Source organism: Luteimonas rhizosphaericola (assembly GCF_029888045.1).
GTDB classification, from domain to species: Bacteria; Pseudomonadota; Gammaproteobacteria; order Xanthomonadales; family Xanthomonadaceae; genus Luteimonas; species Luteimonas rhizosphaericola.
Genome location: NZ_JARXRN010000020.1, coordinates 168,694 through 194,149, shown reverse-complemented (window position 1 = coordinate 194,149; position 25,456 = coordinate 168,694). Strand labels below are relative to the sequence as shown.

Here is a 25,456-nt window from a genome sequence, read left to right as displayed (position 1 = left end):
AACGCCCGGCGCGCTGCGCCGGGCGGGGCCTGCGCCGGTGATGCGACGGGCCGTTACCGGCGCGCCGCGAGCTGGCGCAAGACATAGTGCAGCAGGCCGCCGTGGCGGAAGTACTCCACTTCCTTCGGCGTCAGCAGCAGCACGTGGACCTCGAAGCGCACCTGCGTTCCATCGGCGCGGGTCGCCTGCACGGTCGCGGTCTTCGCCTTGCCGTCGTCCAGTCCGGTGATCTCGATCACCTCGGAGCCGTCCAGGCCATGGCCGGCCGCGCTCTCGCCGTCGCGGAACTGCAGCGGCAGCACGCCCATGCCGACCAGGTTGGCGCGATGGATGCGCTCGAAGCTCTGCGCGACGACCGCGCGGATGCCCAGCAGGTTGGTGCCCTTGGCCGCCCAGTCGCGCGACGACCCGGTGCCGTACTCCTTGCCGGCGAACACCACGGTCGGCACGCCGGCCTCGATGTACTTCATCGCCGCGTCGTAGATCGGCATCTTCTCGGGCGCGGCGGTGCTGCCGGGCGGTCCGAAGTACAGCGTGTTGCCGCCTTCCTCGCCACCGAAGAACAGGTTCTTGATGCGGATGTTGGCGAACGTGCCGCGCACCATGACGTCGTCGTTGCCGCGGCGCGAGCCGTAGCTGTTGAAGTCCGCCGGCTGCACGCCGCGCGCCTGCAGGAAGCGGCCGGCCGGCGAGTCCTTCTTGATGTTGCCGGCGGGGCTGATGTGGTCGGTGGTGATCGAGTCGCCGAACAGCCCCATGACGCGCGCACCATGGATGTCGTCGATGCTGCCGAGCTCCATCGTCATGCCGTCGAAGTAGGGCGGATTCTTGATGTACGTCGAGGCTTCGTCCCATGCATACAGATCGCCGTCGGGCGATGCGATCGTGTTCCAGCGGGTGTCGCCCTTGAACACGTCGGCGTAGTTCTTGGCGAACATCTCCGGGCCGATGGTCCGGGCGATGAAGTCGCCGATCTCCTTGTTCGAGGGCCAGATGTCGCGCAGGTAGACCGGGTTGCCGTCGGTATCCTTGCCCAGCGGATCGTTCGTCAGGTCGATGTCGACGGTGCCGGCGATCGCGTAGGCGACCACCAGGGGCGGCGAGGCGAGGTAGTTCATCTTGACCTCGCCGTGGATGCGTCCTTCGAAGTTGCGGTTGCCCGACAGCACCGAGGCCACGGCCAGGTCGTTCGCGACGATGCCCTTCGACACGGCTTCGGGCAGCGGCCCCGAGTTGCCGATGCACGTCGTGCAGCCGTAGCCGACGACGTAGAAGCCCAGCTTCTCCAGATCGTCCATCACGCCCGCCTTCTCGAGGTAGTCGGTGACCACCAGCGAGCCCGGGCCGAGTGAGGTCTTGACCCACGGCGCGGCCTTCAGCCCCTTGGCCGCGGCATTGCGCGCGAGCAGGCCGGCGCCGAGCATCACCGCCGGATTCGAGGTGTTGGTGCACGAGGTGATCGCGGCGATCACCACCGAACCGTCGGTCAGTTCGTGCTCGCCGTCGTCGAGGGTGATCCGCGAGACCGGTCTGGCCGCCAGGCGTTCGGCTTGGGGCTGGTCGCCGCCTTCCTTCTCGAAGCGGTCGATCTGCGGGTCGCTGGTGGCGTCGCGGCGCGCGGTCAGCGCACCGACGTTGTCGCGGAAGTTCTGCTGTACGTGCTCCAGCAGCACCCGGTCCTGAGGGCGCTTGGGGCCGGCCAGCGAAGGACGGACCTCGCCCATGTCCAGCGTCAGCACGCTGCTATAGCGCGCCGCGGGCGCACCGGGTTCGTGCCACAGCTGCTGTGCCTTCGCATACGCCTCGACGAGCGCGATCTGCGCTTCGCTGCGACCCGACAGGCGCAGGTAGTTCAGCGACTCCCGGTCGATCGGGAAGATGCCGCAGGTGGCGCCGTACTCGGGCGCCATGTTGCCGATCGTCGCGCGGTCGGCCAGCGGCAGGTGCTGCAGGCCGTCGCCGAAGAACTCGACGAACTTGCCGACCACGCCGTGCTTGCGCAGCATCTCGGTGACCGTGAGCACCAGGTCGGTCGCGGTCGCGCCCTCTGGCATGCGGCCGGTCAGCTCGAAGCCGACGACCTGCGGAATCAGCATCGAGGAGGGCTGGCCGAGCATGGCGGCCTCGGCTTCGATCCCGCCCACGCCCCAGCCCAGCACGCCAATGCCGTTGATCATCGTGGTGTGCGAATCGGTACCGAAGACGGTGTCCGGATACGCCCACTGCACGCCGTCCTCGCGCTCGGCGACCATCACCACGCGGGCGAGATGCTCGAGATTCACCTGGTGGACGATGCCGGTGTTGGGCGGCACCACCTTGAAATTGTCGAAGGCCTTCTGGCCCCAGCGCAGGAAGCCGTAGCGTTCCTTGTTGCGCTCGAACTCGATCTTGCCGTTGAGGTCCAGCGCGTCCCGCCGGCCGAACACGTCGACCTGCACCGAGTGGTCGATGACCAGTTCGGACGGGATCTGCGGGTTGATCTGTTCCGGGCGACCGCCCAGCCTGACCACGGCGTCGCGCATCGCGGCCAGGTCGACCACGCAGGGCACGCCGGTGAAGTCCTGCAGCACCACGCGCGCGGGCATGAAGGCGATTTCGGTGTCGGGCGCGGCGTCCGGGTTCCAGCGCGCCAGCGCCTCGACGTGCTGGGGCAGGACGGTCACGCCGTCCTCGTGCCGCAGCAGGTTCTCCAGCAGGATCTTCAGCGAGTAGGGCAGGCGGGCGATGTCGAAGCGCTCGCCCAGCGCGGGCAGGCTGGCGTAGGCATAGGACTGTCCGCCGATTTCGAGCGTGCGGCGGGTGGAGAAGGAATCGGCCATGACGGGGGGCTCCTGTGGCTGCGGGCTTCAGGCTGGGCCCGAGTCTACGCCGGTCGGTGTGTCGGGCCGGCGACGCGACCCGGGGGCGAAACCGGGTATGGGCGCGTCAGTATGGAGCATGAAGTATGTATAATCTGTCCATACCGCCACGTCCGTGGAGCATGCGATGGAAGCCACCGTTGCCGAACGCGGCCAGATCACCTTGCCCAAGGCGGTGCGCGATGCGCTCGGGCTGACCAAGGGCAGCGTGCTCAAGGTCGAACTGGAGGGCAGCCGCATCGTCCTGAGCAAGCACGTGGACGACGCGATCTCCCGCGTGCGCGGCAAGTTCGCGCTCGATGCGGGCAGCGAGCCGGCCAAGGCGAAGGGATGATCGCGGTCGACGCCCCGGTCCTGGTCGAGCTGCTGGCCGACGGCCCGCGCGCCGATGCGGTCGAGACCAGCCTGCGCCAGTGCCTGGGCGGCGGGCGCGTGGTGGTCTGCGACGCGGCACTGGCGCAGGTGAGCGCCGCGCTGCGCAACGGCGCCGAGGCGCTGGCGGCGCTGGAGGAGATGGGCGTGCATTTCAGCGCGGTCGAGTCCAAGTCCGCATTGCGCGCGGGGGAGATGCTGCGCCGGCTCCGCCAGCGCGGAGGCGAACCCAGGCCGCTCGCCGATTTCCTCGTGGGTGCGCATGCGTTGCTGCAGTGCGACGGGCTGGTGACCTTCGACGCCGCCTTCCACCGCGACTATTTCAAGGGCCTGAAGCTCATCGTGCCCAAGGCCTGACCGGTTCCACTCCATTCCACACCATTCCCGGAGACCCCGATGCTGGACGCCTACCGCCACCACGTCGCCGAGCGCGCAGCGCTAGGCATCCCGCCGCTGCCGCTGAGCGCGCAGCAGACTGGGGACGTGATCGAACTGATCAAGCAGCCCCCGGCCGGCGAGGAGTCCTTCCTCGTCGACCTGATCAGCCACCGCGTTCCGGCCGGCGTCGACGACGCCGCCAAGGTCAAGGCCTCCTATCTGGCTGCCGTGGCGTTCGGCACCGAGTCGACGCCACTGATCACGCGCGAGCGCGCCACTGAACTGCTGGGAACCATGCTCGGCGGCTACAACGTCGCGCCGCTGGTCGACCTGCTCGACGATGCTGCGATGGGAACGATCGCCGCCGAGGGCTTGAAGAAGACCCTGCTGGTGTTCGACGCCTTCCACGACGTGGAGGAGAAGGCCAGGGCCGGCAACGCCAACGCCAGGGCCGTGCTGCAGAGCTGGGCCGACGCCGAGTGGTTCACCAGCAAGCCCGAAGTGCCGCAGTCGCTCACCATCACCGTGTTCAAGGTGCCCGGCGAGACCAACACCGACGACCTGTCGCCGGCGCCGGATGCCACCACCCGCCCGGACATTCCGATGCACGCGCTGGCGATGCTGAAGAACCGGCGTCCCGACGCCCCGTTCGTGCCGGAGGAGGACGGCAGGCGCGGTCCGATCCAGGAGATCCTCGCGCTCAAGGACAAGGGTCACCTGGTCGCCTACGTCGGCGACGTGGTCGGCACCGGTTCGAGCCGCAAGTCGGCGACCAACTCGGTGCTGTGGTGGACCGGCGACGACATCCCGTACATCCCCAACAAGCGCGCCGGCGGCGTGTGCCTGGGCAGCAAGATCGCGCCCATCTTCTACAACACCATGGAGGACGCCGGCGCGCTGCCGATCGAGCTCGACGTCTCTCAGATGCACCACGGCGACGTGGTCGAGCTGCGCCCCTACGCCGGCAAGGCGCTGAAGGACGGGCTCGTGATTGCCGAGTTCCAGGTCAAGTCCGAGGTGCTCTTCGACGAGGTGCGCGCCGGTGGCCGCATCCCGCTGATCATCGGTCGCGGTCTGACCGCCAAGGCGCGCGAGTCGCTGGGCCTGCCGGCGACCGACCTGTTCCGCCAGCCGCAGCAGCCGGCCGACACTGGCAGGGGCTATTCGCTGGCGCAGAAGATGGTTGGCCGCGCCTGCGGCCTGCCGGAAGGCCAAGGCGTGCGCCCGGGCACCTACTGCGAGCCGAAGATGACCTCGGTCGGCTCACAGGACACCACCGGCCCGATGACCCGCGACGAGCTGAAGGACCTGGCCTGCCTGGGCTTCTCCGCCGACCTGGTGATGCAGTCGTTCTGCCACACCGCCGCGTATCCGAAGCCGGTGGACGTGAAGACTCATCACACCCTGCCGGAGTTCATCTCCACCCGCGGCGGTATCTCGCTGCGCCCGGGCGATGGCGTGATCCACAGCTGGCTCAACCGCATGCTGCTGCCCGACACGGTGGGCACCGGCGGCGACTCGCACACGCGCTTCCCGGTGGGCATCTCGTTCCCGGCCGGCTCCGGCCTGGTCGCGTTCGCGGCGGCCACCGGGGTGATGCCGCTGGACATGCCCGAGTCGGTGCTGGTGCGTTTCAAGGGCCAGATGCAGCCGGGCGTCACACTGCGCGACCTGGTCAACGCGATCCCGTACTACGCCATCAAGCAGGGCCTGCTGACGGTGGCCAAGCAGGGCAAGAAGAACATCTTCTCCGGCCGCATCCTCGAGATCGAGGGACTGCCGGAGCTGAAGGTGGAGCAGGCGTTCGAGCTGTCCGACGCCTCGGCCGAGCGTTCGGCGGCCGGCTGCACGGTGCGGCTCAACAAGGAGCCGATCATCGAGTACCTCACCAGCAACATCACGCTGCTGAAGTGGATGATCGCGGAAGGTTATGCGGACGCCCGCTCGCTGGCGCGCCGCATCGCGAAGATGGAAGCGTGGCTGGCCGACCCGCAGCTGCTCGAACCCGACGCCGACGCCGAGTACGCCGCGGTGATCGAGATCGACCTGGCGCAGGTGCACGAGCCGCTGCTGGCCTGCCCGAACGATCCCGACGACGTGAAGTCGCTCTCGGACGTGGCCGGCACCGCGATCGACGAGGTCTTCATCGGGTCGTGCATGACCAACATCGGCCACTTCCGCGCCGCGGCCAAGCTGCTGGAAGGCAAGCGCGATATCCCGACCCGCCTGTGGGTCGCGCCGCCGACCAAGATGGATGCCTCCGAACTCACCAAGGAAGGCGTGTACGGCACCTTCGGCACCGCCGGTGCGCGCATGGAAATGCCGGGCTGCTCGCTGTGCATGGGCAACCAGGCACAGGTGCGCGAGGGCGCGACGGTGTTCTCCACCTCCACGCGCAACTTCCCCAATCGCCTGGGCCGCAACTCCAACGTGTTCCTCGGCTCGGCGGAACTGGCGGCGATCTGCTCGCGCCTGGGTCGTATCCCGACACGCGAGGAGTACATGGCCGACATCGGCGTGATCAACGATCAGGGCGCGGAGATCTACCGCTACATGAACTTCGACCAGATCGACGAGTACCGGGAGACGGCCGCGGGCGTCGCGGCCTGAGACCAGGACCCGACCCGCCGCCCTGCGGCGGGCGTGTCGACCTTGTGACGGGCGCCGGACCCTGGGCCGCGCCCGTCGTCACCATGACGAGCGCGCCGCCGACCGACCGGGAGTGGCGCATGCCGGGAACCCCGACCACATGACCCGTTTCGACCGACTCGCCCCCGCCGGACGGGTGTTCGCCATCGTCGCCTTCATCGAGGCGGCCACCTGGGCCGGCCTGCTGATCGGGATGTTGCTCAAGTACGGCACCGGGACCACGGACCTGGGGGTGTGGCTGTTCGGCCGCCTGCACGGGGCGGCGTTCCTGCTGTACGTGGTGGTCGCGGTGGGCGCTGGCGTGCGCCTGCGCTGGCCGCTGTGGGCGCTGCTGGTGGCGCTGGTGGCGGCAGTGCCGCCGCTGGCGACGCTGCCGGTGGAGGTCTGGTTCCGGCGCCGCGGGCTGCTGTCGGCCCGCTGACGCCGGATACGCCTGGCCGGCGCTTCAGTCGAGCCAGCTCTCGATCGACTGCTGCATGCCGCGCTTGCGCAGGAACAGGTCCCAGATGCTCCCGCCCAGCTGGCGCCACAGCACCGCCGAGCGCAGCGACGCGAGCAGGATCGCGCGGATCTCGGCCACCACGCCTGCCTGTCCGAGGTAGTGCGGGTTGCCCTGCACCATGACCTTCGGGCGAAGGTGGCTCACGGTGTCCGCGTACAGGGTCCCCAGTGCGGCCAGTACGTCGGGGTGGATGCTGCCCAGCGCATCGGCCTTCGGCTTCAACGCCAGGATGCCCTCGTGCACGCGCTCGGCGACTGCGTCGTTGGAGACGAAGCGGCGTTCGAGCTGGGTCACGGCAAGCGCCAGCTTGGGCAGTTGCGGGTCGTCGCCCTGGCTGGCCAGGTAGTCGCGCAGCAGCAGCAGCCCGGGACGCAGGTTGTGGGCGCCGCCGTAGACGTCCTCGGGCGAGGCGGCGTCGATCCGGAACACGCTGTCCAGGCAGGTGCCCAGCACGGCTGCATCGGCCTGGCCGGTCTCGGCGATGCGGCGCACCTGCTTGAGCGCCTGCACCAGGCCGGCCAGGGCGAGGACGCGGTCGTCGCTCATGCCGCCGCCCCGCGCAGCTGCCGTTCCAGCGGCGCGTCGGTGGCGGCGATCACCGCGCCACCCAGGCACACGTCGCCGGCGTACAGGACCACGGACTGGCCGGGCGTCACCGCGCGCTGCGGACGAGGGAATGCGATCTCGAGCTGTCCACTGGTTTGGTCGATGCTCACCTGGCAGGGTTCCTCCTGTTGCCGGTAACGGGTCTGGGCCGTGCAGTCGAAGCGCCCGGCCGGCGGCGCGCCGTCGACCCAGTGTGCCGGTTCGCTCCACAGACGGGTCGAATGGAGATAGGGGCTGTCGGCGCCCTGGTCAACCAGCAGCACGTTGCGCGCGACGTCCTTGCCCACCACGTACCAGGGCGCGGCGTCGAATCCGCGCACGCCGCCGATCTGCAGGCCTTCGCGCTGGCCCAGGGTGAAATAGAACACGCCCGGGTGACGTCCGACCACGCGGCCGTCGGGGGTCTGCATCTCGCCTTCGCGCGCCGGCAGGAAGCGCGCCAGGAAACCGCGGAAATCGCGTTCGCCGATGAAGCAGATGCCGGTCGAATCCTTCTTGGCCGCGGTCGGCAGGCCGGCCTCGCGCGCCAGCTCGCGCACGCGGGTCTTGGCCAGCTCGCCGAGCGGGAACACCGTGGCCGCCAGCTGCGCCTGGCCGAGCTGGTGCAGGAAATAGCTCTGGTCCTTGCCGCGGTCCGCGGCGCGCAGCAGTCGCCAGCGGTCGCCGGCCATCGCCACGCGGGCATAGTGGCCGGTGGCGATGCGTTCGGCGCCGAGCGCATGCGCGGCATCGAGGAAATGCCTGAACTTGATCTCGCGGTTGCAGAGCACATCCGGGTTGGGCGTGCGGCCGGCGGCATATTCGGCGATGAAATGCTCGAACACGCCGCTCCAGTATTCCCGGGAGAAGTCGCGGAAATGGATCGGGATCCCGAGACGGCCGCAGACCGCGACCGCGTCACGGCGATCGTCCTCGGCCCGGCACTCGCCGTCGTCGTCCTCGTTCCAGTTCTGCATGAACAGGCCGGCGATCGACTCGCCGGCGTCGCGCAGCAGCAGGGCCGCGACCGAGGAATCGACGCCGCCGGACATGCCCACGATGGTCCGCGGGGCATTCATCCCAGCTGCGAGACCAGCGACAGCGGATGCCGCCGTCCGGCGAGGTGGTCGGCCACGACCTGCCACACCAGCGGGCTGCGATGGCGGTCGCTGGCCGCGCGCAGCTCCGAGGGCGTCATCCACAGCGCCCGGACGATCCCCTCGTCGAGCGGCCGGGCCGGGTCGTGGGCCACCGGCTCGGCAGCGAAGGCGAACCGGAGGTAGTGGCGGCCGGTTTCCGGCGCCTTCCACTGGTAGGCGCCGACGAAGGCGGTCAGGCGGACGTCCCAGCCGGTTTCCTCGCGGGTCTCGCGCAGGGCGGCGTCGAGCAGGGTCTCGTCGGGCTCCAGGTGGCCGGCGGGCTGGTTGAGCACCAGCCGGCCCTGGACGTGCTCCTCCACGCACAGCAGGCGGCCGCCGTCGACCACCACCGTGGCCACGGTGACGTCGGGCTGCCAGAACCGGCCTTCGCGGTAGCTCATGGGTCGGGAGTCCGGATCACAGCTCGTCGCGGTCGCCGCTCAACTCGATTTCCTTGTTGTCGGCGACCTCGGCCGCGATGTCCATCGCCGCCTCCAGCTGCGCGGCGTCGACGTTGTCCGGCAGCTTGATCACGAAGTACAGCGCATCGCCGCCGATCTCCCAGGCGCCGATCTTCTGCCGCCGGCTGTCCTCCAGCAGCGCCAGCGCACGCGCGCCGTCCACCCGGTCCTTGTCCACCCACGCCGCCGGCGCGAACACCTCGCGCACGCGGAAGCCGCCGATGGATTCGGTCCGGCCCGAGACGAATACCAGCTGCGTCCTGCCTTCCTCGGCGTAGTTGTAGGTCACCCGGTAGTCCCCGTCCTCGTCGACCTCGTACTTGATCCCCCGCGCGTCGAGCCGGGAGGCGACCGCCGCATCCTCGGCCACGGCCCGGGCCGCGGGCAGGGTGGAGAGCATCAGGGCGGCGCACAGCGCCAGGCGGGCGTGGAACGGCATCGGCGGGGTTCCGAAGGTGTGGAACCCCGGATTGTCTCGCGGCGGGCGCCGGGCCGTCCACGCCGGCGTGGACCGGAGACTCACCGCGGCTTCGTATAATGGGGCGATGACCCGAAAGCACGCGCCCGACCACGAGCACGGCACCGTGGTGGAGACCGGCAAGCCCGAACTGGCGCGCCCGCCGCTGTACTCCGTCCTGCTGCTGAACGACGACTACACGCCGATGGACTTCGTGATCGACGTGCTGGTGCGTTTTTTCGCCATGGACCTGGAGAAGGCCACCCAGGTCATGCTGCACGTCCACACCCGCGGCCGCGGGGTCTGCGGGGTGTACAGCCGCGAGGTGGCCGAGTCCAAGGTGGCGCAGGTGAACGAATACGCCCGGCTCAACCAGCACCCCTTGCTCTGCACCATGGAAAAGGCCTAAAAGGGGCCAAGGCCGGGGCATGGAAAAGCCGGAATCGCGGCCCCATACAGGCAGCAGTTCCCCGGAGGCTTCAGCCCCATGTTCAGCAAGGATCTCGAGTACAGCATCGGCCAGTGCTACAAGCGCGCCCGCGAGGCGCGCGACGAGTACATGACGGTCGAGCACCTGCTGCTTGCACTGCTCGACAACCCCTCCGCCGAGGCCGTGCTCAAGGCCACCGGCGCCGACTTCCACCGCCTGCGCAGCGACCTCGAGCAGGCCATCCTGACCTCGGTCTCGAAGCTGCCCGACGACGACGGCCGCGACACCCAGCCCACGCTCGGGTTCCAGCGCGTGCTGCAGCGGGCGGTCTACCACGTCCAGTCCTCGGGCAAGAAGGAGGTGACCGGCGCCAACGTGCTGGTGGCGATCTTCGGCGAGAAGGATTCGCACGCGGTGTACTTCCTCAACCAGCAGGACGTCACCCGGCTCGACGTGGTCAACTACATGTCGCACGGCATCGCCAAGACCGGCGGCGAGGATGCCACGCACGCCGCCGAGGATGCCGCCGCGCGCGCCGAGGGCGGCGAGGCGGGCGAGGGCAAGGGCGATGCCCTGGCCGAGTTCGCCACCGACCTCAACGCGATGGCGATGGAAGGCCGCATCGATCCGCTGGTCGGCCGCGCCGAGGAGATCGAACGCACGATCCAGGTGCTGTGCCGCCGACGCAAGAACAACCCGCTGTACGTGGGCGAGGCGGGCGTGGGCAAGACCGCGATCGCCGAAGGCCTGGCGCGGCGCATCGTCGACGGCCAGGTGCCCGAGGTGCTCGCCGACGCGACGATCTATTCGCTCGACCTAGGCGCGCTGGTCGCTGGCACCAAGTACCGCGGCGATTTCGAGAAGCGGCTCAAGGCGGTGCTGGGCGCGATCAAGAAGCATCCCGGCGCGATCCTGTTCATCGACGAGATCCACACCATCATCGGCGCCGGCTCGGCGTCGGGCGGCACGATGGACGCCTCGAACCTGATCAAGCCGGCGCTCGCCTCGGGCGACCTGCGCTGCATCGGCTCGACCACGTTCCAGGAATACCGCGGCATCTTCGAGAAGGACCGCGCGTTGGCGCGGCGCTTCCAGAAGATCGACATCGTCGAACCGACGGTGGGCGAGGCCTACGAGATCCTGCGCGGGCTGAAGGGCAAGTACGAGGAGCACCACGCCGTGCTCTACGAGGACGACGCACTGCGGGCCGCGGTGGACCTGTCGGTCAAGCACATCGGCGACCGGCTGCTGCCCGACAAAGCGATCGACGTGATCGACGAGGCCGGCGCGCGCCAGCGCCTGCTGCCCGACGACGTGCGCAAGACGCTGATCGACGTCGAGGAGGTCGAGGCGATCGTGGCCAAGATGGCGCGCATTCCGACCAAGCAGGTCAGCGCGTCGGACAAGGACGTGCTCGAGCACCTGGAGCGCAATCTGAAGATGGTCATCTTCGGCCAGGATCCTGCGATCGAGACGCTGACGTCGGCGATCAAGCTCGCGCGCTCGGGTCTGGCCAATCCCGACAAGCCGATCGGCAACTTCCTGTTCGCCGGCCCCACCGGCGTGGGCAAGACCGAGGTCACCAAGCAACTCGCGCTGCAGCTGGGCATCGAGCTGGTGCGCTTCGACATGTCCGAGTACATGGAGCCGCATTCGGTGTCGCGCCTGATCGGCGCGCCCCCGGGCTACGTCGGCTTCGACCAGGGCGGCCTGCTGACCGAGAAGATCGTCAAGACGCCGCACTGCGTGCTGCTGCTGGACGAGGTCGAAAAGGCGCATCCGGACATCTTCAACATCCTGCTGCAGGTCATGGACCGTGGCGTGCTCACCGACACCAACGGCCGCGAGGCGAACTTCCGCAACGTGATCCTGGTGATGACCACGAACGCGGGCGCGGCGCAGGCGTCGCGGCGCTCGATCGGCTTCACCCGCCAGGACCACAGCACCGACGCGATGGAGGTGATCCGCAAGGGTTTCACCCCGGAATTCCGCAACCGGCTGGACGCGATCGTGCAGTTCCAGGCGCTGGGGATGGACCACATCCTGCGCGTGGTGGACAAGTTCCTGATCGAGCTGGAGGCGCAGCTGCACGAGAAGAACGTGAGCCTGGCCGCCACCCCGGCGGCGCGCGACTGGCTCGCCTCGCACGGCTTCGATCCGCTGATGGGCGCGCGGCCGATGGCGCGGGTGATCCAGGACAAGGTGAAGCGTCCGCTGGCCGACGAGCTGCTGTTCGGCAAGCTGGTCAACGGCGGCCGCGTCAGCATCGACGTGCGCGACGACGAGCTGGTGGTGGAGGCCTCGGCCGAGCCTGAGAAGCTGCTGCCGGCGACGGTCGAGTAACCCGCGACTGCGCGTGTTGAACGAAGGGCGGCCCATGGCCGCCCTTTTTTTACCGGTGCATACGGGCTTCGGCGCACGCCTCCGGGAGGGCCGCGGTGCCCCGACCGGGGATCGCGCACCGCTCGGGCAGACGTCCATGCCCGCACTCGCGGCCGCGGCACATCCCTGTGCCGCTTGCGCAATCCCCGGCCGGGTCCCCGCGGCGCGCGGCGGACGGTGTCCGGTCTTCGGTTCGGCGCCTCATCGCAACGACCGCTTCTTCCGCGCTGCTCCGCGTCAGGTGCGCGCGGGGAGGAAACGCCGCAGCGCTTTGCTGTTCGACGAAGACTCGAAAACCGGAGTCGGACGAGCCTGCTTGCGCCGGCGGTGGGCCGCGACCAGCGCGCCATGGATGGCGCGCGCCCGAGTCAGGGCAGGATGCCCTGACCGAGGGAGAAGCGGCCTGCCGCCGGCGCGAGCAGGCGTCCCTCCGGAGCCCGACAGGCACGTCTCCGCGTCATCGGGCATTTGGTTCCAATCGATCCCCGGGAATGGCCCGGGGGCATCGATGCCTCAGACCTGCTTGCGCGACTCGATCCACTGGTCCACGCGGCGCTCCAGCAGGGTCATCGGCAGGGCGCCGCCGCCGAGCACCGCGTCGTGGAAACCGCGGATGTCGAAGCGCTCGCCCAGCTGCTCCTCGGCCTTCCGGCGCAGTTCCTGGATCCGGATCATGCCGATCTTGTAGGCGGTGGCCTGGCCGGGCCAGGTGATGTAGCGCTGGACTTCCGAACGCACCGACGCGTCGGGGATCGCCGTGTTGGCCTTGAAGTAGTCCACCGCCTGCTGCTCGGTCCAGCCCTTGGCGTGCAGGCCGGTGTCGACCACCAGCCGCACCGCTCGCCACAGCTCGGAACTCAGGCGGCCGTATTCGGAATAGGGGTCCTGGTAGGTGCCCGGCATCTCCTTGGCCAGCCATTCCGAGTACAGGCCCCAGCCCTCGGAATACGCCGTCGAACGCGCCTGGGTGCGGAACTCGGGCACGCCGGTGAGTTCCTGCGCGATCGAGATCTGCATGTGGTGCCCCGGGAGGCCCTCGTGATAGGCGATGACCTCCAGTTCCGGCTTCGGCATCGCGTTCATGTCCGACAGGTGCGCGTAGTACACGCCCGGACGCGAGCCGTCCGGCGTGCCGGGGAAGTAGTGCTGCGCGGCGCCCGGCTGCTCGCGGAACGGCTCGACCCGCTTCACCACCAGGTCCGCCTTCGGCAGCAGGCCGAAGTACTGCGGCAGCACCCGCTTGATGTTGGCGATCGCGGCCGTGGCCTCGTCGATGTAGGCCTGGCGGCCGGCATCGGTGTCGGGGAACTTGAACTGCGGATCGGTGCCGATGTGCTTGAAGAACGCCTGCAGGTCGCCGTCGAAACCGACCTTGTCCTTGAGCGCCTCCATCTCGCCGTGGATGCGCTTCACCTCGTCCAGGCCGATCTGGTGCACCTGCTCGGCGGTCAGGTCGGTGGTGGTGTGCATGCGCAGCTGGTGGCGGTAGTACTCGCCGCCATTGGGCTGGGTGCTGCCGACGCCGCTGGGGTTCTCGGCGGCATTGGCGCGGTCCGCCTCGGCCCAGGCGATCAGTTCGGCGTAGGGCGGCTGCACGTGCGCCACCAGCGCGGCGCGGGCCTGCGACTTGAGCTCGTCGGCGCGCGCGGCGTCGATCTTGCCGGCCTTGACCAGTGCATCGGCCTTGGCCTGCAGGTCGGCCCACAGCGCCGAATCCTCGCCCTCGCCGAACGGCGCGCCGCTGACCACCTTGCGGGCCTCGGTCAGGACGCCGTCGTAGGCGAAGCGCGGCATGCGGTAGCCGGCTTCGGCGTTGCGCTTCGCGCGGTCCAGCATCTGGCCGAACGCGCGCGGCACCGCCTCGATCCGCTTGAGGTAGGCGAGATAGTCGGACTCGTCCTCGACCTTGTGGAAATTGATCAGGAACGTCGGCAGGAACGACTGCGCGCCCTGCATCTGGTTGAACACATAGACGTTGTCGCGGAAGCGCATCGCGTCGCGCGCGTTCTCGTACTGCAGCTTCCACAGGTCGTAGGACAGCTGCGCCTCGGGATCGAGCGCGTCGCGGTCGAACTCGCGCTCCAGCTCGTCGACCGTGGCCTTCTGCCAGGCCAGCTGGCGGTCGGCGGCCTCGTAGGACATGTCGTCGAGCTGGTCGTACAGCTCCTTGCGGCCGAGGAAGGTCAGCGAGATCGGGCTGAAGCGCAGCTGCTCCTGGTACTTCTCGGCGAACCAGGCGTCCAGGCGGGCCTGGACATCGGCCTGGCCCGCGGGCGCGGCGGCGGCGACGGGGCTGGCGGGCGCGTCCTGGGCGGACGCCGCGCCGCCCGACAGGGCGAACGCGATGGACAGGGCGAGCGTGCGGGCGGCAACGGGCAGGCGCATCGGAACGACTCCGGACAAGGTGGTGTCCGAAGCATAGGTCCGTTGCGGGGCTCGTGCATGTGCGGATCAGCACATGCGGTCCGGCCGCTGGGCCGGCAGGGCGGGGCGCCGGGCGCGCCGCGCTACTTCATGCGGTAGGTGATGCGACCCTTGGTGAGGTCGTAGGGGGTCATCTCGACCTTGACCCGGTCGCCGGTCAGGATGCGGATGTAGTTCTTGCGCATCCGTCCGGAGATGTGCGCAATGATTTCGTGGCCGTTCTCCAGCTTCACCCGGAACATGGTGTTCGGGAGGGTCTCGGAGATCGTGCCTTCGAATTCGATGACGTCGTCTTTCGCCATTCGTCCTGTTGCCGGTGGTTGCGGGAGCGGCGTCATTGCCGCGAAAAAGCGCGCCATTCTGGCACGCGGGCCCGATCGATGCAAAAAGGCCGCGCAGTCAGCGGGTTCATCCGGCCAGTGCGCGGACCGGCTGCACACCGAAGTCGGCCGTCCACGCGCCGGGCGGCTCCGGCGCCTCGACCAGCGTCCCCAGGATCGCCTGGAACGCGGGACGGGGCATGGTCACCGCGCCGAGCGAGACCAGGTGCGGGTTCTCCAGCTGCGCGTCGATCCATGGCCAGCCGCGCGCATGCAGCCAGCCGCCCAGGGCGGCGAGGGCGACCTTCGAGCCCCCGGAGACGGCGCTGAACATGCTTTCGCCGAAGAACATCCGCCCCAGCGCGATCCCGTAGATGCCGCCCACCAGGGCCGCGTCGTCCTCAGGTCCGGCGAAGATCTCGACGCTGTGCGCGTGCCCGAGGGCATGCATGCGGGCGTAGGCTGCCTGCATCGCCGGCGTGATCCAGGTTCCACGCTGGCCCGGCCGCGGGGCACGGGCACAGCGTTCGACCACGTGCACGAAGGCGGTGTCGGCCCGCGCGACCCAGGGCGAGGCGCGCAGGCTGCGGCGGAAGCGCGACGACAGGCGTATGCCGTCGGTGCGGAACACGGTGCGCGGATCCGGCGACCACCACAGGATCGGCTGGCCTTCGGAATACCAGGGGAAGATGCCGTGGCGATAGGCGTTCAGCAGCCTGGCGGGGGAAAGATCGCCCCCGAGCGCCACCAGACCGTCCGGCAGGCGCAGGCTGGCGTCCGGATGCGGAAAGGGCGCGTCCGGGTCGTCGTCCAGGCGGGGCACCTGCAGGCTCACGGCGGCATTGTAGGGTCGCGATCGTCCAAGCGCGGCCGGGTCGACGGGTCGATGTGATCCCCGGTTCCGATCCTCTAGCCGCCCTCGGGCGCCACGTCGGCGCGGAACGGGGAGCGTTGCTGCAGCCAGGCGTGATTGCCACGCACCACCCGGCGCTCCTCGGCGCACCACGGTTCCAGGGCTTCGGCGAAGCGCGGGTCGGTCACGTGGTGGCGGCTGCGCACGTACCTGGGCAGGAAACCGCGCGCGATCTTGTGCTCGCCCTGCGCGCCCGGTTCGAACACGCGCAGGCCTTCGCGCAGGCAGTAGTCGATGCCCTGGTAGTAGCACGTCTCGAAGTGCAGGCCGGGCAGGGCGACCGACGCGCCCCAGTAGCGGCCGTACAGCGTGTCCGGCCCGCGCAGGCACAGGGCGCCGGCGACCGGCTCGCCGTCGTGTTCGGCCAGGACCAGCACCAGCGCGCGCGGCAGCGCGCGCGCCAGGTGGGCCAGGAACGGCAGCGTCAGCGCCGGCGAGTTGCCGTATTCGGCGAAGGTCTGCAGGTAGAAGCGGTGCATGGTGGCCAGGTCGTCGGCACTGGCCTCGTCGCCGTGCACGACGCGGACGCGCACGCCCGCGCGCGCGACCTTCGCCCGCTCCTGGCGGATGTTCTTGCGGTGCTTGTGGTCCATCGCGCCGAGGTAATCCTCGAACGTGGCCCAGCCGGCGTCGTTGCGCCAGTGGTACTGCAGGTCGATCCGCTGCAGCCAGCGCGCGTCGAAGGCGGCATCGTCATCGGCCGCGTGGAAGTTCACGTGCGCCGACGACAGCCCGGCGCGCGCCGCTTCGGTCGCCAGCGCGTCGGCCAGCGCGTGGCGCAATTCCGGCGTCGGCGCGAGCAGGCGCGGTCCCGTGACCGGCGAGTAGGGCACCGCGCACAGCAGCTTGGGGAAATAGTCCAGCCCGTGGCGCGCATAGGCGTGCGCCCAGGCGTGGTCGAACACGAACTCGCCGTGGGAATTGGTCTTCAGGTAGGCGGGCGCCGCGGCCAGCAGCCGCGCGCCATCCCACAGGCCGAGGTGGTGCGGCGTCCAGCCCCAGTCCGGCCGCAGGCAGCCATGCGCTTCCAGGCCGTGCAGGAACGCGTGCGACACGAACGGGTGTCCGTCGTGCAGCGCGTCCCAGCATTCGGCCGGGATCCCGGAGAGCCCACGGTGTATGCGGAGGTCCATGCAGTTTTCCTCCGCGAGATCGACGAACCGTTACGGAAGCGGTGAGGGCAGGCTGGTCATGCGAAGGGTCGATGGTCCGGCTGGACCCGTGGCCGCGCCTGCCCTGGTGCGGCCGGACCGGCTCCGGGATGTGCGGCCCCGTGATCCGCGGTCAGGTGCCGGCCGCCGCGCGGACTGCCGATCGGGCAGCCCGCCAGCGGCTACTGGCCCTTGTCGAGGAAGCGCTCGGCATCGAGCGCGGCCATGCAGCCGAAGCCGGCCGAGGTGATCGCCTGGCGATAGTGCTGGTCGGCGACGTCGCCGGCGGCGAACACGCCGGGCACCGAGGTCTCGGTGGCGTTGCCGCCCAGGCCCGAGCGGATCTCGAGGTAGCCGTTGTTCATCGCCAGCTGCCCTTCGAACAGCGTGGTGTTGGGCGTGTGGCCGATGGCGACGAAGAAGCCGTGCACGCCGATCTCGCGCGTCGACCCGTCCTGCACCGACTTCAGCCGCATGCCGGTGACGCCCGCCTCGTTGCCGAGCACCTCGTCGACCACGTGGTGCCACACCGGCTCGATCTTGCCGGCCGCGATCTTGGCGAACAGCTTGTCCTGCATGATCTTCTCCGCGCGCAGGGTGTCGCGGCGATGCACCAGGTAGACCTTGCGCGCGATGTTGGACAGGTACAGCGCCTCCTCCACCGCGGTGTTGCCGCCGCCGACCACCGCAACGTCCTGGTCCTTGTAGAAGAAGCCGTCGCAGGTCGCGCACGCGGATACGCCGCGGCCCTTGAACGCTTCCTCCGACGGGATGCCGAGGTACTTCGCCGTCGCGCCGGTGGCGATCACGATCGCGTCGGCGGTGTACTCGCCGCTGTCGCCCTTGAGCCGGAACGGGCGCTGGGAAAGGTCGGCGGTATGGATGTGGTCGAACACCACTTCGGTCTCGAAGCGTTCGGCATGCGCCTGCATCCGCGCCATCAGGTCCGGGCCCAGCAGCCCGTGCGCGTCGCCCGGCCAGTTGTCGACCTCGGTGGTGGTCATCAGCTGGCCGCCCATCTGCAGGCCGGTGATGACCACGGGCTTGAGGTTGGCGCGCGCGGCGTACACGGCGGCGGTCCAGCCCGCGGGGCCGGAGCCGAGGATGATCAGGCGGATGTGCCGGGGCGAAGAAGGCGTCATGTATACTCGCGGGTCATGAAGTTGCGGCGTATCGAGGCCCATAGCTTGGCGGCGCGACGGCGGCAACACAAGGCGCGCGCGGCCCTTCGCCGCGGAACGCTGCATCCACGGCCCGCGATGGCGGGCCCGCGGTTCCGGTCCAACCCGTGCAGGCACTGCACGGGTTTTTTCATGCAGCGCCGGCGCCGCACCTGACCTGCGAGGAGCTCCGAATGCGCATCGGCGTACCGAAGGAAACCAAGACCCTGGAAGGGCGCGTCGCGCTGGTGCCCGCTGCCGCCGGCGACCTGGTCGCGCGCGGGCACGAAGTGTGGGTCGAGCAGGGGGCCGGGCTGCGCTCGGGCTTCGCCGATGCCGACTACGAACGCCTCGGCGTGCGCATCGCCGAAGGCGCCGCGGCGCTGTACGCGCGCGGCGAACTGATCGTCAAGGTCAAGGAACCGATCGAGGGCGACCTCGCGCTGCTGCGCGAGGACCACCTGCTGTTCTGCTACCTGCACCTGGCGCCCGAGCCCGCGCTCACCCGCCGGCTGCTGGACATCGGCCTCACCGGGATCGCCTTCGAGACGGTGGAACTCGACGACGGCGAACTCCCGCTGCTGGCGCCGATGTCGGTGATCGCCGGCAAGATTGCGGTCCAGGTCGGCACCCACTACCTGCACCAGCCGCTGGGCGGCAAGGGCAAGCTGCTCGGCGGCCTGCCGTCGACCACGCGCGGCAAGGTGGTGGTGTTCGGCGCGGGCCAGGCGGGCGGCGCGGCGGCGGCCCTGGCCGCGGCCGGCGGCTCGCGGGTGGTGGTGTTCGAAAAGCGCATCGACCGCATGGACGAGATGATGCGGCTGGGGCACAACGTCACCACGCTGTACCCGTACGACGACGTGGTCGCGCGCGAGGTCGCGTCGGCCGACCTGGTGATCGGCGCGGTGCTGGTCACCGGCGCGGTGGCGCCGCACGTGGTCACGCGCGCGATGATGGAATCGATGGAGGATGGCAGCGTGCTGGTCGACATCTCGATCGACCAGGGCGGCTGTTTCGAGACCTCGCGCCCGACGACCTGGAAGGAGCCCACCTACGTGGAGGAGGGCGTGACCCACTTCTGCGTGACCAACATGCCCGGCGCGGTGCCGCAGACCTCGTCGCAGGCGATCTGCGCGGCCATCCTGCCCTGGGTGGACCGGCTGGCGTCCGGCGACTGGCGCCACCACGCGCCGCTGGTGCGCGGGATCAACGTCGAGGGCGGGGCGCTGGTGCATCCGGCCCTGCAATCGATGAACCTTTGAATTAAGATCAAGGCATTGGGTCGGTTTCCTAAGGCAGTGCATGACGGTGGCTCGGGCGGTTCCTGAACGCGGCAAGCGGCAGCGCGCGACGGCCCGGGAGGCCGCGCCGCCGGATCCGCGCCGCCAGCGGCTGCTGCGCGATATCGCGATGATCCTGATCGCGCCGCTACTGCTGTACCTGCTGGTGTGCCTGGCCACCTATTCGCCGGACGACCCCGGCTGGTCGACCGCCTCGGGCGGCATCACCGCCGAACTCAACAACGCCGGCGGGCCGGTCGGCGCCTGGATCGCCGACGTGCTGTTGTACCTGACGGGCTTCGTGGCCTACCTGCTGCCGCTGGTCCTCGGCGCGGTGGCGTGGATCGCGCTGTTCGGCATGGATTCGGACGGCGACGGCCGGGTCGATTTCGGCCCCGCGCTGCGGCTGGTCGGGATCGTCGGCTTCCTGGTCTCGGCCACCGGCCTGCTGTACCTGCGCATGGCGGCGGTGGAGAACATGCCCGCCGGTGGCGGCGGCGTGCTGGGGCGGCTGGTGGGCAATTCGCTCGACCGCGGTTTCGGCGCGCTCGGCGGCAACCTGTTCCTGCTGGCGCTGCTGCTGGTGTCGGTGACCCTGGCCACCGGCCTGTCGTGGCTGGCGGTCGCCGACCGCATCGGCGGCTGGGTGCTGCTGCTGCCCGCGCTGCTGCGGCGCGGCCGCAAGCAGGCGGTGGAGCGGATGGAGGCGCGCGAGATGCGGGTCGAGCGCGAGGAAACGCGCAAGGTCGACCTGGGCCTGCGCGCCAAGCGCGAGAAGGTCAAGATCGAGCCCCCGCCGGCGCCCACGGTGGAGAAGAGCGAGCGCGCCAAGCGCGAGCAGCAGATCCCGCTGTTCCATGTCGCCGACGGCAGCGGCGTGCCGCCGCTGGCCCTGCTCGACGACCCCAAGCCGCAGCCCAAGGGGTACGACGAGGACACGCTGGAGACGCTCTCGCGCCAGATCGAGTTCAAGCTCAAGGACTTCCGCATCGAGGCCCAGGTGGTGGGCGCCTATCCCGGGCCGGTGATCACCCGCTTCGAGATCGAGCCCGCGCCGGGCATCAAGGTCAGCCAGATCAGCACGCTGGACAAGGACATCGCCCGCGGCCTGAGCGTGAAATCGGTGCGCGTGGTCGACGTGATCCCGGGCAAGTCGGTGATCGGCCTGGAAACGCCGAACACGCACCGGGAGATGATCTACCTGTCCGAACTGCTGCGCTCGAAGGAATACGACAAGTCCACCAGCCCGCTGACCCTGGCGCTGGGCAAGGACATCGCCGGCCGCCCGACCGTGGCCGACCTCGCGCGCATGCCGCACCTGCTGGTCGCGGGCACCACCGGCTCGGGCAAGTCGGTGGCCGTGAACGCGATGGTGCTCAGCCTGCTGTACAAGGCCTCCGCGAAGGACCTGCGGATGCTGATGATCGACCCGAAGATGCTCGAGCTCAGCGTCTACCAGGGCATTCCGCACCTGCTCGCGCCGGTGGTCACCGACATGAAGGAGGCCGCCAACGGCCTGCGCTGGTGCGTGGCCGAGATGGAGCGCCGCTACAAGCTGATGAGCGCGGTAGGCGTGCGCAACCTCGCCGGCTTCAATAAGAAGGTGCGCGACGCGCAGGAGGCCGGGCAGCCGCTGCTCGACCCGCTGTTCCGCCCGAACCCCGAGTCCAGCGAGGTCGCCGAGCCGCTGGAGACGCTGCCGTTCATCGTCATCTTCATCGACGAATTCGCCGACATGATGATGATCGTCGGCAAGAAGGTGGAGGAGCTGATCGCCCGCCTGGCGCAGAAGGCGCGCGCCGCCGGCATCCACCTGATCCTGGCCACGCAGCGCCCGTCGGTGGACGTGATCACCGGCCTGATCAAGGCCAACATCCCCACCCGCATCGCGTTCCAGGTCAGTTCCAAGATCGACTCGCGCACCATCCTCGACCAGTCCGGCGCGGAAACCCTGCTCGGCCACGGCGACATGCTCTACCTGCCGCCGGGCACCGCGCTGCCCGAGCGCGTGCACGGCGCGTTCGTGTCCGACGAGGAGGTGCACCGCGTGGTCGAACATCTCAAGCAGAGCGGCGGCGGCCCGGACTACATCGAGGGCGTGCTGGACGAATCGCAGACCATGTACGACGGCACCACCGTCGGCGCGACCGGCCTGCCCGAGGCCGGCGGCGGCGCCGGCGACGAGTCCGACCCGCTGTACGACGAGGCGGTGAAGATCGTCACCGAAACCCGCCGCGCCTCGATCTCCGGCGTCCAGCGCCGGCTCAAGATCGGCTACAACCGCGCCGCGCGCCTGGTCGAGGCGATGGAGGCTGCTGGCGTGGTCTCCGCGCCCGAACACAACGGCGACCGCAGCGTCCTGGCCCCGCCCCCGCCGAAGTAGTTCCGCAGCAGGGGCGTGGAAGCTTCGCGGCTTCCCCGCCTCCCGACGCTCTCCCGGTTCGCGGGAGATGAAGCCACAAGCCGCGCCGCGTGCTTATTCTTCTCCCGCTTGCGGGACCTCGGTCCATTGCATGGGGAGCAGGTGCCGAAGGCGGATGCGGGCGCCCCGCAGACGCGTGAACAGCCCGCATCCCGGCCCTTCCGACCTTGCTGCGTGAACGGAAGGTGCGCCCTCGCACTGAACGGTGCCCCCGCTCGCCCATGGCCGTCCGCTTCGCCGCCCGCTTGCCGTTCAACAGGGCAGGGATGGCACGGCACGTGTTCAGCCTAGCCTTTGCAGACTGGCCGCCCCATCCGCCCAAGGACCGATTTCCGATGATCCGCCACTCCCGCTGGTTGTTCGCCCTCGTCGCCCTGGCCGTCGCCGGCCTGGCGCAGGCTGGTGCCCGCGACCAGCTCGACGGTTTCACCCGTGGCCTCAAGGGCCTGGACGGCCGCTTCACCCAGCAGGTGTTCGACGACAACGGCCGCGTGCGCGAGTCGTCCAGCGGCCGCGTGGCGCTGTCGGCCCCGCGCCTGTTCCGCTGGGAGTACGAGAAGCCCTACCCGCAGCTGATCGTGGCCGACGGCAAAACCGTGTGGGTGCACGATCCCGACCTCGACCAGGTCAGCCGCCGCCCGCAGGGCGGTGCCGAGCAGGACAGCCCGCTGGCCGCCCTGATCGACCCAGGCAAGCTCGACCGCGACTTCATCGTCGAGGACGCCGGCTCCGCCGACGGCCTGCAGTGGCTGCTGCTCAAGCCCAAGCAGGGCGGCGACGACGCCGCGTTCCAGTCCGCCCGCCTGGGGCTGTCGGGCTCCGGCCTGGCGCGGATGGAAATCGTCGACGCGCTGGGCCAGCGCACCGAGATCCGCTTCACCGAGTGGAAGCGCAATCCGGAGTTTTCCCGCGCCACGTTCACCTTCACGCCGCCGCCCGGTGTCGACGTGGTCGGCGAAGGCTGACCCGTCGGCTCCACGGCCTCACAAGGATCCACCGCCATGCACGCGCCCGCTTCCACGACCTCCCGCCACACCGCCGCCCGCGCCCGCGCGCTGCTGCTGGCGGCGTGCCTGGGGGCGGTGCCCGTGCTGGCGCAGTCCGCCCCGGTGGCCACGCCGCCGGGAACGCCGGCGACGAGCGAGCCGCGCCAGGGTGCCGCCACCAGCGGCGACGAGACCATGGACAACGCCGTCGCCGCGGTCGTCGTGGCGGCGCTCTCGGAACAGCTGAATACCGCGACCATCGCGGTCAACATCGACTCGTTCGACGTCGCCATCGCCAGCGTGCGCGACCGCACCGTCAGCGGCACCGGCCGCCTGCGCGTGGGCGACGACGCCGAATGGATCGGCTTCCGCTACAGCGTGCCGTACGACACCAGCTTCTCCAGCGCCGGCTATCCGCGGCTGACCATCGGCGGGGTGGCGGCCAGCGAACGCGAAGTGCCCAACGACGCCGGCCTGGTGCAGCAGCTGGAAGACCGCGTGGCGGTGGAACTCGACCGCCAGTTCGGCGCCGACTCCTCGCGCCTGCAGCTCGACGACATCAGCACCGTCCAGGGCGGCGCGCGCCTGCTGCGCATCAGCGCCGCCGGCATCGCCGACTTCGGCCGCAACGGCAATACCCCGGTGCGGATCGAGGCGCTGTACGACCAGGTGGCCAACGCCTGGCAGCGGGTGAACTACGAACTGGGCGTCGCCGCACGCTGAGCCCTGTCCCGGGCGCGCGACCGCGCCCCGCGTTCCGATCCGCGGGCGGTCCGCCTTCTCACGGCCTGCGCCTCCGCCTTGGTATGGTGGCCGCCCGTTTTCCGGCCAGTCCCCGAGCCCCGTGCCCCGCGCCAAAGCCTCCCCGCCCGACGACCGCGGCGACCTGCTGAGCACCGACCGCACCGCGTTGCGGCCGCTGGCCGAGCGCATGCGCCCGCGCACGCTCGAGGAGATGGTGGGGCAGCGCCGCCTGGTGTCGCCCGATTCGGCCCTGCGCAAGGCGATCGAGGCCGGCAGCGTGCACTCGATGGTGCTGTGGGGGCCGCCGGGCTGCGGCAAGACTACCCTGGCGCTGCTGCTGGCGCGCTACGCGGACGCGGATTTCCGCTCGGTCTCGGCGGTGCTCTCCGGGCTGCCCGAAGTGCGCCAGGTGCTGGCCGAAGCCGGGCATCGCTTCGCAGAAGGGCGCCGCACGGTGCTGTTCGTCGACGAGGTGCACCGCTTCAACAAGGCGCAGCAGGATGCGTTCCTGCCGCACATCGAGCGCGGCACCATCGTGTTCGTCGGCGCCACCACCGAGAACCCCTCGTTCGAACTCAATTCCGCGCTGCTCTCGCGCTGCCGCGTGCACGTGCTCGAAGCGGTGTCGCCCGAGGACATCGAAGGCGCGCTGAGGCAGGCACTGGACGACAGCGAGCGCGGCCTGGGCGGGCGCGGCCTGCAGATCGGCCAGCCACAGCTGCACCTGATCGCGGTCGCCGCCGATGGCGACGTGCGCCGCGGCCTGACCCTGCTGGAGATCGCCGCCGAGCTGGCGGGCGAGGGCGGCACCGTCACCGACGCGATGCTCGAACAGGTGCTGGCCGACCGCACCCGCCGCTTCGACAAGGGCGGCGAACAGTTCTACGACCAGATCTCGGCACTGCACAAGTCGGTGCGCAGCTCCAATCCCGATGCCGCGCTGTACTGGTTCGCGCGCATGCTCGACGGCGGCTGCGACCCGGGCTACCTGGCGCGGCGGATGACGCGCATGGCGGTGGAGGACATCGGCCTGGCCGACCCGCGCGCCCTGCAGATGGCGATCGACACCTGGGACACCTACGACCGCCTCGGCAGCCCCGAAGGCGACCTCGCGCTGGCGCAGCTGGTGATCTACCTCGCCAGCACCGCGAAGTCGAACGCGGGCTACGTCGCCTTCAAGGCGGCCAAGCGGGACGTCGGCGAGTACGGCACCCAGGACGTCCCGATGCACCTGCGCAACGCACCGACCAAGCTGATGAAGGAACTCGGCTACTCGAAGGGCTACCAGTACGACCACGACAGCGAAGGCGGCGTGGCCCTGGACCAGACCGGCTTCCCCGACGCCATGGGCGAGCGCGTGTACTACCAGCCGGTGGCGCGCGGGATGGAGCTCAAGCTGAAAGAGAAGCTCGACGCGCTTCGCGGCGCCCGGGCGGTCAGGCGTGGGCCGCCGGCTGGCGAGGAGTAGGGGCCTCCGTCCAGCCTGGTCAGATCTGCGCGGCGGCCAGCGGCACGCGGAGCGGCACCATCGGCGGGTTTCGCGCCGGTACGCTCAGCGTCTGCCGGCAGAACGATTCGGACTTGTCGCCCATCCGCATCAGCTTGCGCCGCTGCTGCACGCTCATCGCGATCAGGCCCGACAGCTGCGTTTCCAGCTCCAACACGGCATTGTCCACGGCGGCCAACTGCGCCTCGGACAGGGTGAGGTTGATCAGATCCTGGGTCACTGCATTCTCCTTTGCCTTCCATGTGGGATGCCGGGGCCGGCACGCCCTGCGTGCCTGCAAGCCCATCGGCACCGCCCCGCCGCTTCCCTGTGGCGTGAACGATCTGCGCGCCGGCA

General features: G+C 69.8%; 22 protein-coding genes. 11 read left to right on the top strand and 11 right to left on the bottom strand.

Annotation, left to right across the window (positions count from 1 at the left end; all coding sequences use genetic code 11):
* Positions 1-53 precede the first annotated feature (53 nt).
* Positions 54-2,819 (bottom strand): aconitate hydratase AcnA, encoded by a 2,766-nt coding sequence (acnA, locus tag QFW80_RS04840; RefSeq protein WP_280600227.1) that lies wholly within the window; start codon positions 2,817-2,819, stop codon positions 54-56.
* A 166-nt stretch (positions 2,820-2,985) separates the two neighbouring features.
* On the opposite strand from acnA, the gene QFW80_RS04835 reads away from it, so the two are divergent.
* From QFW80_RS04835 to QFW80_RS04820, 4 genes are all read left to right on the top strand, one after another.
* Positions 2,986-3,192, top strand: coding sequence for an AbrB/MazE/SpoVT family DNA-binding domain-containing protein (locus QFW80_RS04835; protein ID WP_280600226.1), 207 nt, complete (start codon positions 2,986-2,988; stop codon positions 3,190-3,192).
* Positions 3,189-3,587, top strand: coding sequence for a type II toxin-antitoxin system VapC family toxin (locus QFW80_RS04830; protein ID WP_280600225.1), 399 nt, complete (start codon positions 3,189-3,191; stop codon positions 3,585-3,587). The genes QFW80_RS04835 and QFW80_RS04830 overlap by 4 nt, the downstream gene beginning before the upstream one ends.
* Positions 3,588-3,626: 39 nt before the next feature.
* Complete coding sequence (acnB, locus tag QFW80_RS04825; protein ID WP_280600223.1) at positions 3,627-6,218, top strand: bifunctional aconitate hydratase 2/2-methylisocitrate dehydratase; 2,592 nt, start codon at positions 3,627-3,629, stop codon at positions 6,216-6,218.
* Positions 6,219-6,357: 139 nt separating this feature from the next.
* Positions 6,358-6,678 carry a DUF3817 domain-containing protein gene (locus QFW80_RS04820; RefSeq protein ID WP_280600221.1) on the top strand — a complete coding sequence of 107 codons (321 nt, stop codon included), beginning with the start codon at positions 6,358-6,360 and terminating at the stop codon, positions 6,676-6,678.
* Between the two features lie 24 nt (positions 6,679-6,702).
* Here the strand turns inward: QFW80_RS04820 and hflD are convergent, their stop codons facing one another.
* Genes hflD through QFW80_RS04800 form a run of 4 tightly spaced genes read right to left on the bottom strand, consistent with a single transcriptional unit; the run spans position 6,703 to position 9,383 of the window.
* Positions 6,703-7,305 (bottom strand): high frequency lysogenization protein HflD, encoded by a 603-nt coding sequence (gene hflD / locus QFW80_RS04815; RefSeq protein WP_280600220.1) that lies wholly within the window; start codon positions 7,303-7,305, stop codon positions 6,703-6,705.
* Positions 7,302-8,423, bottom strand: coding sequence for a tRNA 2-thiouridine(34) synthase MnmA (gene mnmA / locus QFW80_RS04810; RefSeq protein WP_280600218.1), 1,122 nt, complete (start codon positions 8,421-8,423; stop codon positions 7,302-7,304). The genes hflD and mnmA overlap by 4 nt, the downstream gene beginning before the upstream one ends.
* Positions 8,420-8,884: an NUDIX hydrolase gene (locus QFW80_RS04805; RefSeq protein ID WP_280600217.1), complete on the bottom strand. Its 465-nt coding sequence runs from the start codon at positions 8,882-8,884 to the stop codon at positions 8,420-8,422. Before QFW80_RS04805 ends, mnmA begins: the two co-directional genes overlap by 4 nt.
* 16 nt (positions 8,885-8,900) lie before the next feature.
* The gene (locus tag QFW80_RS04800) at positions 8,901-9,383 is read right to left on the bottom strand and encodes a hypothetical protein (RefSeq protein ID WP_280600215.1); all 483 of its coding nucleotides are present in this window, start codon (positions 9,381-9,383) and stop codon (positions 8,901-8,903) included.
* A gap of 106 nt (positions 9,384-9,489) precedes the next feature.
* Between QFW80_RS04800 and clpS the strand changes: the two genes are divergently transcribed.
* Positions 9,490-9,810, top strand: a complete 321-nt coding sequence (gene clpS, locus QFW80_RS04795; protein ID WP_280600213.1) for an ATP-dependent Clp protease adapter ClpS — start codon at positions 9,490-9,492, stop codon at positions 9,808-9,810.
* A gap of 78 nt (positions 9,811-9,888) precedes the next feature.
* Entirely contained in the window at positions 9,889-12,174 is a 2,286-nt protein-coding gene (clpA, locus tag QFW80_RS04790; RefSeq protein WP_280600211.1) for an ATP-dependent Clp protease ATP-binding subunit ClpA, read from the top strand.
* A 552-nt stretch (positions 12,175-12,726) separates the two neighbouring features.
* Here the strand turns inward: clpA and QFW80_RS04785 are convergent.
* From QFW80_RS04785 to trxB, 5 genes are all read right to left on the bottom strand, one after another.
* On the bottom strand, positions 12,727-14,598 hold the full coding sequence (locus tag QFW80_RS04785; RefSeq protein ID WP_280600210.1) for a DUF885 domain-containing protein: 1,872 nt from the start codon (positions 14,596-14,598) through the stop codon (positions 12,727-12,729).
* 122 nt (positions 14,599-14,720) lie between these two features.
* On the bottom strand, positions 14,721-14,939 hold the full coding sequence (gene infA / locus QFW80_RS04780) for a translation initiation factor IF-1 (RefSeq protein WP_133322078.1): 219 nt from the start codon (positions 14,937-14,939) through the stop codon (positions 14,721-14,723).
* A 106-nt stretch (positions 14,940-15,045) separates the two neighbouring features.
* Positions 15,046-15,792: a leucyl/phenylalanyl-tRNA--protein transferase gene (gene aat / locus QFW80_RS04775; protein ID WP_280600208.1), complete on the bottom strand. Its 747-nt coding sequence runs from the start codon at positions 15,790-15,792 to the stop codon at positions 15,046-15,048.
* Positions 15,793-15,866: 74 nt separating this feature from the next.
* Entirely contained in the window at positions 15,867-17,003 is a 1,137-nt protein-coding gene (locus QFW80_RS04770) for a GNAT family N-acetyltransferase (RefSeq protein ID WP_280600206.1), read from the bottom strand.
* Positions 17,004-17,203: 200 nt separating this feature from the next.
* Complete coding sequence (trxB, locus tag QFW80_RS04765) at positions 17,204-18,163, bottom strand: thioredoxin-disulfide reductase (protein WP_280600205.1); 960 nt, start codon at positions 18,161-18,163, stop codon at positions 17,204-17,206.
* A 212-nt stretch (positions 18,164-18,375) separates the two neighbouring features.
* Between trxB and QFW80_RS04760 the strand changes: the two genes are divergently transcribed.
* The 5 genes from QFW80_RS04760 to QFW80_RS04740 all read left to right on the top strand — a co-directional run bounded on the left by QFW80_RS04760 (position 18,376) and on the right by QFW80_RS04740 (position 25,081).
* Positions 18,376-19,443, top strand: coding sequence for an alanine dehydrogenase (locus QFW80_RS04760; protein ID WP_280600203.1), 1,068 nt, complete (start codon positions 18,376-18,378; stop codon positions 19,441-19,443).
* A gap of 46 nt (positions 19,444-19,489) precedes the next feature.
* The gene (locus QFW80_RS04755; RefSeq protein ID WP_280600619.1) at positions 19,490-21,844 is read left to right on the top strand and encodes a DNA translocase FtsK; all 2,355 of its coding nucleotides are present in this window, start codon (positions 19,490-19,492) and stop codon (positions 21,842-21,844) included.
* A gap of 374 nt (positions 21,845-22,218) precedes the next feature.
* Entirely contained in the window at positions 22,219-22,848 is a 630-nt protein-coding gene (gene lolA, locus QFW80_RS04750) for an outer membrane lipoprotein periplasmic chaperone LolA (protein WP_280600202.1), read from the top strand.
* Between the two features lie 36 nt (positions 22,849-22,884).
* Positions 22,885-23,592, top strand: coding sequence for a hypothetical protein (locus QFW80_RS04745; protein ID WP_280600200.1), 708 nt, complete (start codon positions 22,885-22,887; stop codon positions 23,590-23,592).
* A gap of 121 nt (positions 23,593-23,713) precedes the next feature.
* Positions 23,714-25,081 carry an AAA family ATPase gene (locus QFW80_RS04740; protein WP_280600198.1) on the top strand — a complete coding sequence of 456 codons (1,368 nt, stop codon included), beginning with the start codon at positions 23,714-23,716 and terminating at the stop codon, positions 25,079-25,081.
* A gap of 19 nt (positions 25,082-25,100) precedes the next feature.
* Here the strand turns inward: QFW80_RS04740 and QFW80_RS04735 are convergent, their stop codons facing one another.
* Complete coding sequence (locus tag QFW80_RS04735; protein ID WP_280600195.1) at positions 25,101-25,340, bottom strand: hypothetical protein; 240 nt, start codon at positions 25,338-25,340, stop codon at positions 25,101-25,103.
* Positions 25,341-25,456 lie beyond the last annotated feature (116 nt).

Bases quoted from the DNA above. Each gene is read 5' to 3' on its own strand.
- acnA (WP_280600227.1), bottom strand. From the start codon at position 2,819: ATGGCCGATTCCTTCTCCACCCGCCGCACGCTCGAAATCGGCGGACAG.
- QFW80_RS04800 (WP_280600215.1), bottom strand. From the start codon at position 9,383: ATGCCGTTCCACGCCCGCCTGGCGCTGTGCGCCGCCCTGATGCTCTCC.
- acnB (WP_280600223.1), top strand. From the start codon at position 3,627: ATGCTGGACGCCTACCGCCACCACGTCGCCGAGCGCGCAGCGCTAGGC.
- QFW80_RS04770 (WP_280600206.1), bottom strand. From the start codon at position 17,003: ATGGACCTCCGCATACACCGTGGGCTCTCCGGGATCCCGGCCGAATGC.
- clpA (WP_280600211.1), top strand. From the start codon at position 9,889: ATGTTCAGCAAGGATCTCGAGTACAGCATCGGCCAGTGCTACAAGCGC.
- clpS (WP_280600213.1), top strand. From the start codon at position 9,490: ATGACCCGAAAGCACGCGCCCGACCACGAGCACGGCACCGTGGTGGAG.
- QFW80_RS04745 (WP_280600200.1), top strand. From the start codon at position 22,885: ATGCACGCGCCCGCTTCCACGACCTCCCGCCACACCGCCGCCCGCGCC.
- QFW80_RS04760 (WP_280600203.1), top strand. From the start codon at position 18,376: ATGCGCATCGGCGTACCGAAGGAAACCAAGACCCTGGAAGGGCGCGTC.
- trxB (WP_280600205.1), bottom strand. From the start codon at position 18,163: ATGACGCCTTCTTCGCCCCGGCACATCCGCCTGATCATCCTCGGCTCC.
- mnmA (WP_280600218.1), bottom strand. From the start codon at position 8,423: ATGAATGCCCCGCGGACCATCGTGGGCATGTCCGGCGGCGTCGATTCC.
- hflD (WP_280600220.1), bottom strand. From the start codon at position 7,305: ATGAGCGACGACCGCGTCCTCGCCCTGGCCGGCCTGGTGCAGGCGCTC.
- infA (WP_133322078.1), bottom strand. From the start codon at position 14,939: ATGGCGAAAGACGACGTCATCGAATTCGAAGGCACGATCTCCGAGACC.
- QFW80_RS04820 (WP_280600221.1), top strand. From the start codon at position 6,358: ATGACCCGTTTCGACCGACTCGCCCCCGCCGGACGGGTGTTCGCCATC.
- QFW80_RS04805 (WP_280600217.1), bottom strand. From the start codon at position 8,884: ATGAGCTACCGCGAAGGCCGGTTCTGGCAGCCCGACGTCACCGTGGCC.
- QFW80_RS04830 (WP_280600225.1), top strand. From the start codon at position 3,189: ATGATCGCGGTCGACGCCCCGGTCCTGGTCGAGCTGCTGGCCGACGGC.
- lolA (WP_280600202.1), top strand. From the start codon at position 22,219: ATGATCCGCCACTCCCGCTGGTTGTTCGCCCTCGTCGCCCTGGCCGTC.
- QFW80_RS04835 (WP_280600226.1), top strand. From the start codon at position 2,986: ATGGAAGCCACCGTTGCCGAACGCGGCCAGATCACCTTGCCCAAGGCG.
- QFW80_RS04785 (WP_280600210.1), bottom strand. From the start codon at position 14,598: ATGCGCCTGCCCGTTGCCGCCCGCACGCTCGCCCTGTCCATCGCGTTC.